Origin of the sequence: Nonomuraea jabiensis, from assembly GCF_014204795.1 — a bacterium.
Classification (GTDB): Bacteria; Actinomycetota; Actinomycetes; order Streptosporangiales; family Streptosporangiaceae; genus Nonomuraea; species Nonomuraea jabiensis.
In genome coordinates, this window is sequence record NZ_JACHMB010000001.1 from 11980760 (window position 1) to 11994542 (window position 13783).

Here is a 13783-nt window from a genome sequence, read left to right on the forward strand (position 1 = left end):
CGCGTCAGGCGGCTCCGCCTGCCACTGAAGTCAGGCCGGCCCGGAGCGCCTCCGCGTTGGCCGCCAGGAAGTCCCCGAACGTCCTGGGTTCACGACCCGTCAGGTCCCTGACCGCGGTCGTCGTGGTGGCCAGCGAGCCGCTCGCCACCTTCCGGGAGAGCTCGGCCAGGTCCTCGGCGAACCGTGCGGGCAGCCCCTGATCGCGCGCCCAGGCGGCCAGCTCGTCCGGGGACAGCTCGGCAGGCTCGACGGTCCGGCCCAGCACGGCCGAGAGCTCCCGCGCGATCTCGGCGTGGGTGAGCGCCCGGGGACCCGTGAGCTCGTACGTCTCGCCGAGGCCGCCCGATCCGGTGAGCCCCGATCCGGTGAGCAGGGCGGCGGCGCAGGCGGCGATGTCATGGCAGTCGATGTACAACACCGGCGCGCCCCCGTAACCGTCGAGGAGCTTGCCCTCGGCGGTGAAGGGCGCCGTCCCGGTGATGAAGTTCTGCATGAATCCGCTGGGCCGCAGCATCGACCAGCCGAGCCCCGACGCCTTGAGGTACTCCTCGATCTCCCAGTGCGCTCCCTCGGCCAGTCGGCCGCCCCGGTGGGCGCCCCAGACCGACACCTTCACCACCCTCGACACCCCGGCGGCCCGCGCCGCGTCGATGGCCGCCTTCTGCTGGCGGACCATCGGCTGCTCGCCGTCCACCGGCTGGGCGCCGCCCGCGTTGAGGAAGAGCCGGTCGACGCCCGCCATGGCGGGAGCCAGCGAGCCGGGGTCGTCGAAGTCCCCGGTCACGACGTCACAGCCGAGGGCCCGCCCCTTGCCCTCGTCACGGACGAGCGCCTTGAACGCCACCCCCCTTTCCTGGAGAAGCCGCACGAGGTGCGTGCCGATGGATCCGGTGGCTCCGGTAACCAAGATCATGACAAGCCTTCCGCTAAGCTGAGGTAACCTCGACTAAGACTATATCGAGGCAGCCTCGAATTACCAGGGAAGCCCGCATGCCCACGACCCGACGGCCCCGCGCCGACGCCCGCCGCAACTACGAACGCCTGCTCGCCGAGGCCGACGCCGCCTTCAGGGAGCAGGGCGTGGAGTCCAGCCTGGAGGGCATCGCCCGGCGTGCCGGGGTGGCCATCGGCACGCTCTACGGCCACTTCCCCAGCCGCCGCGCCCTGATCGGCGCGCTGCTCAGGGACCGCAACGCGGCCCTGTTCGAGCTCGGTGACCGGCTCCTGGCCGGCCCGGCGCCGGACGCGCTCGCCGCCTGGGTCCGCGCGGCCACGGCGCACGCCGCCACCTACCGCGGCCTGGCCGCACTGATCGCCGGCGGCCTGGACGACGAGGCGTCGGAGCTGCACGCCTCCTGCGTGCGCATGGCCGAGATCGGGGAGCGGCTCGTCGCTCGGGGCCGCGAATCGGGCGCCCTGCGCGCCGACGCGAGCGGCGCGGACGTGACCGCCCTCACCTCCGCCGCCGCCTGGCTCCACGAGCAGGTGTCGCCCGCCGCCGCCGACCGCCACATCACCGTCACCCTGGACGGCCTCGCCGCCTCCCCCTGACTACCGGGCTCGGGTGGCCCCCTCCCCCTGACTACCGGGCTCGGGTGGCCCCGCCCGGTCTCACGGGTCGACCTGGTCGTGCTGGAGCACCTTGGGGCGCTCGGCGTCCTCGCCGCGCCGATTGGCGTACAGGCTGGTGAGCGTGACGGTGACCAGGACCCCGACGATGACGCCGAGCGAGGCGAGGGTGGGGATCTCGGGCACCCACGTCCAGATGCCGTGCGCCCAGTGCAGGACCAGCTTGACGCCGATGAAGGCCAGGATGACGGACAGGCCGTGGTTGAGGTGCCGCAGCTTGGCCAGCGCGTCCCGCAGCACGAAGTACAGCGCCCGCAGGCCCAGCAGCGCGAAGGCGTTGGTGGCGAAGACGAGGAACGGGTCCTCGGTCACCCCGTAGACGGCGGGCACCGAGTCGACGGCGAAGACGATGTCGGTGGCGAACACCGCCACGGTGGCCAGGGCCAGCGGGGTGATCGCCAGGCGGCCGTGCTCGCGCACCATCAGGCGGAAGCCACGGTAGTCGGGAGTGACCGGGACGAACCGGCGCAGCAGCCGCACGCTGCGCATGGAGGAGATGTCGACGTGCTGGTCCTCCCCCTTCAGCGCCTCCTTGAGCACCTTGACCGCGGTGACGATCAGGACCGCCCCGAACAGCAGGAACGCCCACGTGCCGCTCTGCAGCGCCGCCGCGCCCAGCGCGATGAAGATCACGCGCAGCACGAGCGCTCCGACAATGCCGTACAGCAGCACCCGCTGGGTCAGCTCGTTCGGCACGGCGAAGGCAGTCAGCAGCAGCATGAACACGAACAGGTTGTCGACCGACAACGACTTCTCGACCACGTACCCGGTGAAGAACTCCACCGCCACGCCGGTGCCGAAGGCACCCCACAGGTACGCGCCGAAGCCCAGCGGCAGCACCAGGTAGAACGCGGACCAAGCCAGGGCCTCGCGCATGTGGACCTCGTGCGGGCGCCGGGTCAGCAGGATGTCGATCACCAGCAGCAGGACCAGGGCGGCCACAGTGACCGCCCACAGGGTGACGGACGCGATGCTGCCCTGATCGGGCGCAGCCAGAAATGTCCCCAGGGACATGAAACCTCCTCGAACGTGCTCAGCCGTTCGAGGTCTCCTTCACCCGGGGGTAGCGGGCGGCCGTCCGGGGACGCATGGTACGTCCGTACTGACCGGATCGGCACTTGGGAAGTACTCCCCTCGCAGCCCCAGAGTAGGACATATCCCGCCAGGGAACCACTATGGCGTCCAGATCAGGTGATGGGGACGTCCTTGAACCGCCCGAGCCCCAGCAGGTCGAGGTCCGCCCTCTTCGCCGTCCACGGCACGTCGTCGAACTCCGCGACGAGGAGGAGGGACTTGGCCGGGCCGATGCTGTTGACCGAATCCCAGGTGGAGCAGATGCAGGTGCCGCCCTCCTCGATGTAGGGGCGGAGCGTCCGGGAAGCGCCGTTGTAGGTCAGGCCGATGCTCGCGAGATCGTACGAGTCCCGCCCCAGGATCGTGTACAGGTCCGCGTCCGCGCCGTCCTTGGCGTCGTTTCGCACGGTCAGCTCAAGCCGGAGGAATCCGTCCACGCGGTACAGGTTGTCGATCGTGACGTGGACGGGCACCCGCCGGCCGTCCAGGTTCCGCACGGAGGTGTCCTGCTGCGCGAGCGGGGGGACGCCGCCGTCGTACGCCGCCGGGGAGGTCGCGGTGACCGGGGAGGCTCCCCCGCCGGTGACGGCCGTCTCCCAGGGACGCCAGGCCGCGGCGACCGTGGCCCCGGTCACCAGGAGCGCGGCCGCGACCGCCACCGGGGCCTTCCAGCGGCCGGTCACCTTCCAGCGGGCGCTCGCCGGCGCGTCCCGGTGGCGCTCCCGCGAGGCGGCCCACGAGCTGCTCACCGTGCGGACCCCGGTGTCCACCGACACCGACTCCCGGCCGAGCAGGAGGTCGAGGAGCTGCTGCGCCGTGGGCCGCCGCGCCGGGTCCTTGTCCAGCGCCCGCTCCACCAGGGGCCTGAGCCGCTCGTCCAGGCCCGTCAGCTCGGGCGCGTAGTGCACCACCCTGAACAGCACCTCGGGCGCGCCGCCCGACCCGAACGGCGGCCGCCCGGTCGCCGCGTACGCCACGACGCCGCCCCAGGCGAACACGTCGCTCGCGGCCGTGATCCGCCCTTCGGTGGCCTGCTCCGGCGACATGTACGCGGGCGTCCCCACGATCCCGGTGGACCGGCTCGCGTCCGGCTCCACGAGCTGCGCGATGCCGAAGTCGATCACCCGCGGACCGACGGGGCTGAGCAGGATGTTCTGCGGCTTCAGATCGCGGTGCACGACCCCGGCCTGGTGGATGGCGGTGAGCGCGGTCGCCACGCCGACGGCCAGGGCCTCCAGGTCGGCCCCGGCCATCGGACCGCCCTTCTTGATGGCGGTGGCCAGGTCGGGGCCGTCCACGTACTCGGTGACGATGTACGCGCTCTCGCCGTCGATGCCCGCGTCCAGCACCGGCGCCGTGCAGAAGCGGGCCACGCTGCGCGCCGCCTCGACCTCCCTGGTGAACCGGCGGCGGAAGCCCGCGTCGTCGGCCGGTCCCTCGCGCAGCCTCTTCAGCGCGACGAGCCGGGATCCCTGGTCCCGGGCCAGGTAGACGACCCCCATACCGCCCTGGCCCAAGGGACGGAGGATGGTGTATGGGCCTATTTGCTGGGGTTCAGGGCTCACCTGATGATTGTGATCGTCGATGCATGACATTTGATAGCAGATCACTTGAAAGCCATCCGGGGAACCACGCAGCGTCCATGATTCAGGACAGGCCGTACACTTTCCTCTTGCCATGACGGGCGCTTTACGTGATGCTTTCAGATCTCTTGAGCGCACCGGCCGAAAGCTCCCAGAGTGCGGCGGCAACAGAGAGGTAGTTCAGTTCCGTGACCCACGGCCCATGGGCCCAGCAGCCCGCAGAACCATTGCTGTCGATGTCCGTAGAACCGCTGCTGACCAGGGACTACGACGCGGACCCCGCATTCGTCCACGAGCGCCTGCGCAAGAGGTACGGCCCGGTCGCCCCGGTCGACGTCCTCGGCGTGCCGGTCTGGTTCGTTCTCGGCTACGAGGAGGTGCTCCGCGTCCTGCAGAACTCGGGCGGCATCTGGACCAAGAACGTGGACAGATGGCGGATGAACGTCGAGGGCCGCATCCCCGCGGACTGGCCGCTGCTACCCGTCTTCCAGGTCAACAACTCGGCCTTCTCGGAGGGCACCGCGCAGCGCCGGTTGCGCAACGCGTGGACGCAGGCGCTGGCGCCGTTCCAGGACCACACCCAGCCGCAGGCCCAGCTGCTCGAACAGGCCGTCGCGCAGTACGCCGACGACCTCATCGGCGTGCTCGCCGAGGGCGGCCCCACGGGCTGGGCCGACCTGGCCGCCCAGTACGCCCGGCCGCTCCCGCTGATGGTCGCCAACCGCATGCTCGGCTTCTCCGCGGCACGCGGCGAAGAGGTCGTGATGGACATCTGGCGGCTGATCGACGGCGGGCCCGACGCGGCCGCGGCGTTCGAGCGGCTGTACGCGGCCATGACGGAGCTCGCGGTCACCAAGCGGGAGCGGCCCGGCGAGGACCTGCCCTCCTACATGATCGCGGCCTGCCCGGACCTCACGCTGGACGAGCTGGCCCGCGAGCTGCTCATGCTGCCCGGCCTGCTCGACTTCACCGCCAGCCTCGTCTGCAACGTCGTCGTCGAGGTCGTCTCCAACCGGGACGTGCGAGCGAGCCTGTCGGTGGGCGCGATCGACGAGACGGTCAACCGGGTCGCGCTGCTCAACCCGCCGATGGCCAACCTGACCTTCCGCTTCCCGAAGACCGACGTGAAGATGGGCAACTTCACGATCGCCGCCGGCGATCCGGTGATGCTCTCCGTCGCGGGCGCCCACGCCGACCCGCGCTTCGCCGGGGCACTCGACCACGAGGCCATCCGCAGCACCCGAGCGCACCTGGCGTGGGGGGCGGGGCCGCACAGCTGCCTGGGACACCGGCTGGCGACCCAGATGACGACGATCGCCGTACGCCGGCTCTTCAGCCGGCTCACCAAGATCAAGCTCGCGCTCCCGACCGACCAGTTGCCCTGGCGACCCTCCCCCTTCATGCGGGCCCTGCGGTCCCTGCCGGTCCAGTTCGAGCTGGCCGAGGGCTACGTGCCGGCGGGCGAGCGCGCCTCCGGCGGCGCCGACGCGCCCGCTGCGCAGCCGTCCGCGGCGGGAGAGGCCCAGGCCGGGCCGGAGTCGTCCCGGGCCGGCGGGCTGTGGGGCTTCCTGCGCGGCCTGCGCCTCAAGCGCTGACCGGCCGGGCCCGGCCCGGCTTGGTGTCAGGCCGGACCCGGCCCGGCTTGGCCCGGCTCGGCACCGGGCCGGACCTCGCTCGGCTTGGCGTCAGGCCGGGTCCTTGATCTCGCAGATCACGGTGCCGGCCGCGACCGTGGCCCCGACCTGGGCGGACATGCCGACGATGGTCCCGGCCTTGTGGGCGGTGAGCGGCTGCTCCATCTTCATGGCCTCCAGCACCACGATGGTGGCGCCGGCGGCCACGTCGTCGCCGTCGGCGGCCATCACCTTGACGATGGTGCCCTGCATCGGGCTGACCAGGGCGTTCCCACTGGCGGCGGCCTTGGCCGCGCCTCTCTTCTCGCGCCGGGGGGCGGCCTTGGCGGCACGCGGCTTCGCGGTGCCGGCGGGGAGCACGACCTCCAGCCGCTTGCCCGCCACCTCGACGGTGATCCGCTCGCGCTCGCCCTGCTCCGGGGCCTCGGCGGGCGTGCCGTCGTAGGGGGCGATGCGGTTGTCGAACTCGGTCTCGATCCACCGGGTGTGCACGGTGAAGGGCTCCGCGGTGAACGCCTCCTCCGCCACGACGGCCCGGTGGAACGGCAGCACGGTCGGCATCCCGTCGATCCCGAACTCCGCCAGCGCCCGGCGGGCACGCTGGAGGGCCTGCTCGCGGGTGACGCCGGTGACGACCAGCTTGGCGATCAGCGAGTCGAAGGAGCCGGGCACGGTCTCGCCCTGCTCGTACCCCGCGTCGAGGCGGACGCCGGGGCCGGAGGGGGCGCGCCAGCCGGTGATGGTGCCGGGGGCGGGCAGGAAGTTGCGTCCGGCGTCCTCGGCGTTGATCCGGAACTCGATCGAGTGGCCGCGCGGCTCGGGATCGTCGTAGCCGAGCTCCTCCCCCGCCGCGATGCGGAACATCTCGCGCACCAGGTCGATGCCGGTGACCTCCTCGGTGACCGGGTGCTCCACCTGCAGGCGGGTGTTGACCTCCAGGAACGAGATCGTGCCGTCCTGGCCGACGAGGAACTCGCAGGTCCCGGCGCCGACGTAGCCGGCTTCGCGCAGGATCGCCTTGGAGCTCCGGCGCAGCAGGGCCTCCTGCTCCGCGGTCAGGAACGGGGCGGGCGCCTCCTCCACGAGCTTCTGGTGGCGGCGCTGCAGCGAGCAGTCGCGGGTGGAGACCACGACCACGTTGCCGTACGCGTCGGCCAGGCACTGGGTCTCCACGTGCCGGGGCCGGTCCAGGTAGCGCTCCACGAAGCACTCGCCCCGGCCGAACGCGGTCACGGCCTCGCGTACGGCGCTGTCGTACAGGTCGGGGATCTCCTCGGCGGTGCGCGCCACCTTCAGCCCGCGCCCGCCGCCGCCGAACGCGGCCTTGATCGCGATGGGCAGGCCGTGCTCCGCCGCGAACGCCAGCACCTCCTCCACCCCGGACACCGGGTCCGGCGTCCCGGCCACCAGGGGCGCGCCGACCCTCTGGGCGATGTGCCGGGCCTGCACCTTGTCGCCGAGCGCGGTGATCGCCGCGGGCGGCGGCCCGATCCACACCAGCCCGGCGTCGACGACCGCCTGGGCGAAGCCGGCGTTCTCGGCCAGGAAGCCGTACCCGGGATGCACCGCGTCGGCGCCCGACCGCGCCGCCACCTCGATGATCTTCTCGATCGACAGGTACGTCTCCCCCGGCGTGGCGCCGCCCAGCGCGTACGCCTCGTCGGCCATCCGGACGAAGAGCGCGTCGCGGTCCTGGTCGGCGTAGACCGCCACGCAGGCGATGCCGGCGTCGCGGCAGGCCCGGACGATCCGGACGGCGATCTCGCCGCGGTTGGCGACGAGCACCTTGCGCAAGGTCGTGCTCACAGGGATCCTCCAAGACTCCAGCTCGACTCCCGCCATCCGCGGGGGCCGGTCACCAACGGGCGGCGCAGCACACGGCGGCGCGCGGGCGAGCTGCTGAGGCGCGGCTCGGGAACGTCGTCCTCTGCGAGAGCGCGCAGCGCCACGACCAGCGCCGCCAGCTCTTCCGGCGAAGGGTTGCCCTTGATCACGTTCATAGCGGGATGTTTCCGTGCTTCTTGGGCGGCAGGGCGTCGCGCTTGCCGCGCAGCAGCCGCAGCGCGCGGGTGACCTCGCGCCGGGTCTCGCTGGGCGCGATCACCGCGTCCACGTAGCCGCGCTCGGCCGCCAGGTAGGGGGTGGCGAGGGTGTCCTCGTACTCGCGTACCAGCTCGGCCCGGAGCGCGTCGGGGTCGTCGGCGGCGGCCAGCCGCTTGCGGTGCAGGATGTTGACCGCGCCCTGGGCGCCCATCACCGCGATCTGCGCGGTGGACCAGGCCAGGTTCACGTCCGCGCCTAGGTGCTTGGAGCCCATCACGTCGTACGCGCCGCCATACGCCTTGCGGGTGATCACCGTGACCAGCGGGACCGTGGCCTCGCCGTAGGCGTACAGCAGCTTGGCGCCGCGGCGGATGATGCCGTTCCACTCCTGCTCGGTGCCGGGCAGGAAGCCGGGCACGTCCACGAGCGTGAGCACCGGGATGCTGAACGCATCGCAGGTGCGGACGAACCGGGCGGCCTTCTCGGAGGCGTCGATGTCGAGCGTGCCGGCCAGGCGCATCGGCTGGTTGGCCACCACGCCCACCGACCGGCCCTCGACGCGCCCGAAGCCGACCACGATGTTGGGCGCGAACAGCGGCTGCACCTCCAGGAACTCGCCGTCGTCCAGCAGGGCCGCGATGACCTCGTGCATGTCGTACGGCTGGTTCGGCGAGTCCGGCACCAGCGCGTCCAGCGCCAGGTCGTCGGCGCAGAGCTCCAGGTCGGCCTCGAACTCGGGGTGCGGCGGTTCGTCCAGGTTGTTCTGCGGCAGGTAGGACAGCAGCGCCCGGGCGTAGTCGAGCGCGTCGTCCTCGTCGTGGGCCAGGTAGTGGGCGATACCGCTGCGGCTGTTGTGCACCCGGCCGCCGCCCAGCTCCTCGAACGTCACGTCCTCCCCCGTGACCGTCTTGATCACGTCGGGTCCCGTGACGAACATGTGGGACTTCTCGTCCACCATGATCGTGAAGTCGGTGAGGGCGGGCGAGTAGACGTGGCCGCCCGCGCACGCGCCCATGATGAGGGAGATCTGCGGGATCACGCCGGAGGCCCGGATGTTGCGGCGGAAGATCTCGCCGTAGAGGCCGAGCGAGACCACGCCCTCCTGGATGCGCGCCCCGGCGCCCTCGTTGATGCCGATGATCGGCACGCCGTTCTTCATGGCCAGGTCCATGACCTTGCAGATCTTCTGCCCGTACACCTCCCCCAGGCTGCCGCCGGACACCGTGAAGTCCTGCGAGAAGACGCACACCTGGCGGCCGTCGACGGTCCCGTAGCCGGTCACCACGCCGTCGCCGTACACGAGCGCGCCGCGGGCCAGCGCGTCCAGCTCGACGAAAGAGCCCGCGTCCAGCAGCCGCTCGATCCGCTCCCTGGCGGTCAGCCTGCCCTTGGCGTGCTGCTTGGCCGCCGCCCGGGCCTCGCCCACGTGGACTGCCTCGTCCAACCGCTCCTTGAGGCGGGCCAGGCTGCCCGCTGTGCCCTGCGCTGACATTCGCCACTCCGCCGATAAGACCCACCGATAAGACTCAGTTTCATATTGACGATACTCAGTTTCGCTCGCTTGGATACCCCTAACTTTCGAGACAATGACCACGTGCCGAAACCGCCCATCAGCCAGCGCCTCGCCGAAGCCGCCGTGGCGCTGTTCGACGAGCACGGCTACGACGAGACCACCGTCGACGACATCGCCGCGCGAGCAGGCGTGAGCCGCAGCACGTTCTTCCGCTACTACCGCTCCAAGGAAGACGCGATCTTCCCCGATCACGACACCCTGCTGGAGAGGATCGCCGCCCGGCTGCGGGCCTCGACCGCCGACACCGCGATCGTGGCCATCACCGACGCGGTGCGCATCGTGCTCGCCCACTACGTCGACGACGCCGAGGTGTCGCTGCGCCGATATCGCCTGGTCCGCCGCGTGCCGGCGCTACGCGACAGGGAGATCGCCAGCGTGGCCCGCTACCAGCGGCTGTTCCGCGAGTTCGTCGGCGAATGGCTGGGCGACTCCCCCGACGCCGGCCTGCGTGCCGAGCTCATGGCCGCCTCCGTCGTGGCCGCGCACAACCAGGTGCTGCGGGGATGGCTGCGCGCGGGCGGCACGTACGACCCCTCCGGCCCCCTCGACCACGCGCTCCGGTACGTGATCGCCACCTTCCGCCACCTGGAGCAGCCGCAGGACAGGGGCGGCCAGATCGTCGTGGCCACCTTCAGCCGCGCGGCCTCACCCCAGGACGTCATGGCCGCCATCCAGCAGCACCTGGAGCCGCCCACTTAGTTGAGGCAACCCCTGACGACCCCCTTTTTCCGGAGCGGGCTCAGCGGGCGAGGCCCGCGTCGCGGGCCCGGATGATGGCCTCGGTGCGGTCGGCCACGTGCAGCTTGGCGAAGATGTTGGAGACGTTGTTGCGCACGGTCTTGGGCGACAGGAACAGCTCCGAGGCGATCTGCGGATTCGACCGGCCGGCCGCGATCAGCGTGAGGATCTCCAGCTCGCGCGGCGTGAGCTGCGGGAACGCCGAGTCCTCGGTGGGCGGCGCGGTGAAGAACTCGGTCACCCGCCGGGCGATCGACGGCCCGAAGATGGCCTCACCGTGGGCGACGGCCTGAATGGCGCGGACGATCTCGGCCTGGTTCGCGCCCTTGAGCAGGTAGCCGCGGGCTCCGGCGCGCATCGCCGCGAACAGGGTGGCGTCCTGCTCCGACATGGTCAGCATGACAACTCCGATGTGCGGGCTGTCGGCGACGACCCGGCGGGTGGCCTCGATGCCGTCCAGCTCCGGCATGCTGACGTCCATGACCACGATGTCCGGCTGCAGGTCGGCGGCCAGCGCGACGGCCTCCCGGCCGTCCGCGGCGGTGCCCACGACGTCGATGCCGGGCAGGGAGGCCAGCAGCGCCGCCAGCCCGTCGCGGTAGACCGGATGGTCGTCGGCCAGCAGCACTCGGATCGTCTCATCGGACACCGGCCACCTCCGTGGTCTGTTCGAGGGGAAGTCGCGCGCGGACGAGCGTCCCGCCGCCGGGCGGGCAGGTCACCTGGCACTCCCCGCCGAGCTCGGCCGCCCGCTCGCGCAGGGACAACATACCGACCCCGGCCTCCACGTCGTGGCCGATGCCGCGGCCGTCGTCGCGTACCGTGATCTCCAGGGTCCGCCCGCGCACGCCGAGCACGATCTCGCAGTGCGTCGCCGCGGCGTGCCGCACCACGTTGGCCAGCGCCTCCGACACGATGCGGTACGCGGCCACCTCCACCGCCGCGGGCAGCGAGCCGAGCGCGTCGTCGCCGGTCACCACGATCTGCAGGCCGCCGGAGCGGACCCGGTCGGCCTGCTGCTCCACGGCCCGGAGCACGCCGAGCTCGTCGAGGGCCGGCGGGCGCAGGTCGTGCACCAGGCGGCGGACGTCGGCCAGCACGACGGAGACCTCGGCCGCGGTCTGCTCCAGGATGCGGTCGGACTCGGCGGGCGCGGTGGCGGCCAGGTTGCGGGCGGTCTCGATGCGCAGCGCGACGGCGCCCAGGCTGGGGCCGAGGCCGTCGTGCAGGTCGCGCCGGATCCGGCGGCGCTCCTCCTCGCGCGCCGTGACGAGCCTGGCGCGGATGCGCTGCAGGTCGGCGCTGAGCTCGCTGGCCCGCGCCGCCTGGGCGGCCTGCCGGACGAGGTCGCCGAGCAGCCGCTGGTCGCGCTCGGTCAGGTCGGCCCGGCACAGGACCAGCCGGCCCACGGCCTCGTCGCGGTAGGCGACCGGCAGCGACAGCTGCGGCCCCTGCGGGGATCCGTGCTCGACCACGGTACGCACGCCGCCCGGCCGCTCGATCTCCACCCGTACGTACGGCAGCCGGAACGCCTCGGACACCGTGTGGGCCAGCGCGGCGAGCTGCGCGTCGGGCTCGGTGGTGACCTCGAGCCGTTCGGCGAGCGTCGAGACCATCGCGTACGGGTCGTCGCGCGCCCCGCGCACCAGCCGCCGCGCCGCCCGCCACAACCACGTGCGCAGCGGCGCGTAGGCCACCGAGACGATCGCGATCGCGGCCAGCGCGGAGTCGCGCTCGCCCAGCACGCTGCCCGCGACGGTGAACACCGCCACGTCGATGGCCACCACCAGGACCGCGAGCATCCCGTACAGGAAGGTCGCCGGCAGCAGCCGGTCGATGTCGTAGAGGCGGTATTCGGTCACCGCGATCAGCACCGCGGCGGAGGTGAGCGCGATCCCGACGCACATGAGCACCGACGCCAACTGCTGCAGGGGCACCAGGAGCACGAACATGTCGGCCAGCGCGGCCCAGGTCAGCCAGCGGATCTGGGCGCGCCGCTCCGCGTCCGCCCGCCGGTAGCGGTGCACCATGACCGCGCAGGGGATGATCAGGCTCACCGCCGCCCCCGCCCGGGCGAGGGCGAGCAGGGCCGCCCACACCTCGTAGGGCAGCTCCAGGCTGATGGCGTCGAGGCCGAGCCGCATGATCTCCGGGGGCAGCGGGGCGTTCTCGAACCGCATCGTCGCGGACGCCGGCACGAAGATCCACACCAGCGGCAGGTAGCAGGCCAGCCCCAGGCCGGCGATCGACAGCCGGCGCCAGCCCCTGGCGGCGGGCAGCCGCCCGTCGGGGAAGAGCAGGATCAGCAGCGGCAGCCCGACCAGCAGCGCCGCGCCGAACCTGGCGTAGAACCAGTACGCCGGGGCGGCGCCGAAAGTCCCGGGCGCGGTGTAGATCGAGTACACCGACCAGGCGCCGGAGAAGCCGTTCAGCGCCCAGTGCACGCCCGACAGGGTCAGCACCCAGGCGACGGGATGCCGGGGCAGCCGCCGCAGCAGCAGCGCGCCGGGCACCGCCTGGGCCAGGCCCGACACCGCGGCCGGCCAGCTCACGGCTTCGAGGCCGGCGCCGGGCGGCAACGGGATCCGGGAATTGCGGACGTCCAGCAGCACCGTGCCGACCGTGAGCACGACCGCGAGCACCGCCGGGACCGCGGACAGGCGGCTGGCTTTTGTCACCTGAGCATTGTCGCCGGATTTGTGTCCCGTTGTCCCGGGACAGCCTGTCCCGGGACACGGCGGGGCGCCTCGGGACCGGATCAGGGACCGGCGGCTCTGCCTGCCCGGGACAGCAGGCCGACATCGTTGGGGGCATCGCAACAAACCGGAAGGAACCCCATGGACGCCCACATCACCAACGAGCCCGCCCGGGCCCGCACGGACACGCAAGTGCTCGACTCCTCCCCCTACACCGGCGCCGCTCCGGCGGTGAGCGAGCGCGCCGTCCGCCGCGCCGGGATCGGGCTGATGGCCGGCTCGCTGACGTGGGCGACGGCCATCTACATCCACGGCACGCAAGGCGTCGGCGTGGGCGAGCGGATCATCGACCTGACCGGGCTGGCGTTCCAGCTCGGCATCTTCTGCCTGCTCTGGGTGCAGATGAAGACGCGGGCGATCGGCACCTCGCGGGGCGCCGCGGTGGCGCTCAGGCTCGAGGCCGCGGTGCTCGGCCTCGCCAGCGTCTGGTCGCTGCTGCACGGCGTCCTGCCGGACGGCGTCAAGGACGCGACCTGGCTGGCCTTCCTCGACATCTGCTGGCCGCTGTCGATGCTGGGCATGGCCGCGATCAGCGTCAAGCTCGCCGCCACCGCGCGGTGGCGCGGCGTGCTGCGCTGGTGGCCGCTCATCGCGGAGAGCTGGGCGGTCGTGACCGTCCCCTGCTACCTGCTGGTCGGCGAGCAGCTGGCCCGCTGGGTCGGCGGCACCCACCTGGTCATCGGGTACGCCGCGCTCGGCCTGCTGATGGCCCTGCGGCCCGCGGCCACGCTCTTCTCCAGATCCGCCTGATCG

The 13783-nt window shown here is 72.2% G+C and carries 12 protein-coding genes; 4 read left to right on the plus strand and 8 right to left on the minus strand.

Annotated features, from left to right (window positions below):
• Positions 1–4 precede the first annotated feature (4 nt).
• Positions 5–913 (minus strand): NAD(P)H-binding protein, encoded by a 909-nt coding sequence (locus HD596_RS54705; protein ID WP_185077299.1) that lies wholly within the window; start codon positions 911–913, stop codon positions 5–7.
• A gap of 77 nt (positions 914–990) precedes the next feature.
• On the opposite strand from HD596_RS54705, the gene HD596_RS54710 reads away from it, so the two are divergent.
• Positions 991–1551, plus strand: a complete 561-nt coding sequence (locus HD596_RS54710; RefSeq protein WP_185077300.1) for a TetR/AcrR family transcriptional regulator — start codon at positions 991–993, stop codon at positions 1549–1551.
• Positions 1552–1611: 60 nt separating this feature from the next.
• Here the strand turns inward: HD596_RS54710 and HD596_RS54715 are convergent, their stop codons facing one another.
• Both HD596_RS54715 and HD596_RS64445 read right to left on the minus strand, forming a co-directional pair.
• Positions 1612–2643 carry a TerC/Alx family metal homeostasis membrane protein gene (locus HD596_RS54715; RefSeq protein WP_185077301.1) on the minus strand — a complete coding sequence of 344 codons (1032 nt, stop codon included), beginning with the start codon at positions 2641–2643 and terminating at the stop codon, positions 1612–1614.
• A gap of 173 nt (positions 2644–2816) precedes the next feature.
• The gene (locus HD596_RS64445; protein ID WP_313047127.1) at positions 2817–4382 is read right to left on the minus strand and encodes a serine/threonine-protein kinase; all 1566 of its coding nucleotides are present in this window, start codon (positions 4380–4382) and stop codon (positions 2817–2819) included.
• 140 nt (positions 4383–4522) lie between these two features.
• On the opposite strand from HD596_RS64445, the gene HD596_RS54725 reads away from it, so the two are divergent.
• Positions 4523–5881 carry a cytochrome P450 gene (locus tag HD596_RS54725; protein WP_185077303.1) on the plus strand — a complete coding sequence of 453 codons (1359 nt, stop codon included), beginning with the start codon at positions 4523–4525 and terminating at the stop codon, positions 5879–5881.
• Between the two features lie 90 nt (positions 5882–5971).
• On the opposite strand, the gene HD596_RS54730 is transcribed toward HD596_RS54725, so the two are convergent.
• The 3 genes from HD596_RS54730 to HD596_RS54740 are packed head-to-tail and all read right to left on the minus strand — an operon-like array spanning position 5972 to position 9455.
• Positions 5972–7714, minus strand: a complete 1743-nt coding sequence (locus HD596_RS54730; protein WP_185079333.1) for an acetyl/propionyl/methylcrotonyl-CoA carboxylase subunit alpha — start codon at positions 7712–7714, stop codon at positions 5972–5974.
• 8 nt (positions 7715–7722) lie between these two features.
• Positions 7723–7920, minus strand: coding sequence for an acyl-CoA carboxylase subunit epsilon (locus HD596_RS54735; protein ID WP_185077304.1), 198 nt, complete (start codon positions 7918–7920; stop codon positions 7723–7725).
• Positions 7917–9455: an acyl-CoA carboxylase subunit beta gene (locus tag HD596_RS54740; RefSeq protein ID WP_185077306.1), complete on the minus strand. Its 1539-nt coding sequence runs from the start codon at positions 9453–9455 to the stop codon at positions 7917–7919. The genes HD596_RS54735 and HD596_RS54740 overlap by 4 nt, the downstream gene beginning before the upstream one ends.
• Positions 9456–9557: 102 nt before the next feature.
• Between HD596_RS54740 and HD596_RS54745 the strand changes: the two genes are divergently transcribed.
• Positions 9558–10235: a TetR family transcriptional regulator gene (locus tag HD596_RS54745; RefSeq protein WP_185077307.1), complete on the plus strand. Its 678-nt coding sequence runs from the start codon at positions 9558–9560 to the stop codon at positions 10233–10235.
• A 40-nt stretch (positions 10236–10275) separates the two neighbouring features.
• Here HD596_RS54745 and HD596_RS54750 read toward each other — a convergent pair whose 3' ends face one another.
• Together HD596_RS54750 and HD596_RS65385 are read right to left on the minus strand one after the other, a co-directional pair.
• The gene (locus tag HD596_RS54750; protein WP_185077309.1) at positions 10276–10923 is read right to left on the minus strand and encodes a response regulator; all 648 of its coding nucleotides are present in this window, start codon (positions 10921–10923) and stop codon (positions 10276–10278) included.
• A complete protein-coding gene (locus tag HD596_RS65385; protein WP_185077310.1) occupies positions 10913–12952 on the minus strand; it encodes a sensor histidine kinase in 2040 nt (679 codons plus the stop codon). The genes HD596_RS54750 and HD596_RS65385 overlap by 11 nt, the downstream gene beginning before the upstream one ends.
• 159 nt (positions 12953–13111) lie before the next feature.
• Here HD596_RS65385 and HD596_RS54760 point away from each other — a divergent pair, with 159 nt between their 5' ends.
• Positions 13112–13780 carry a hypothetical protein gene (locus HD596_RS54760; protein WP_185077311.1) on the plus strand — a complete coding sequence of 223 codons (669 nt, stop codon included), beginning with the start codon at positions 13112–13114 and terminating at the stop codon, positions 13778–13780.
• The last annotated feature ends 3 nt before the right edge of the window (positions 13781–13783 follow it).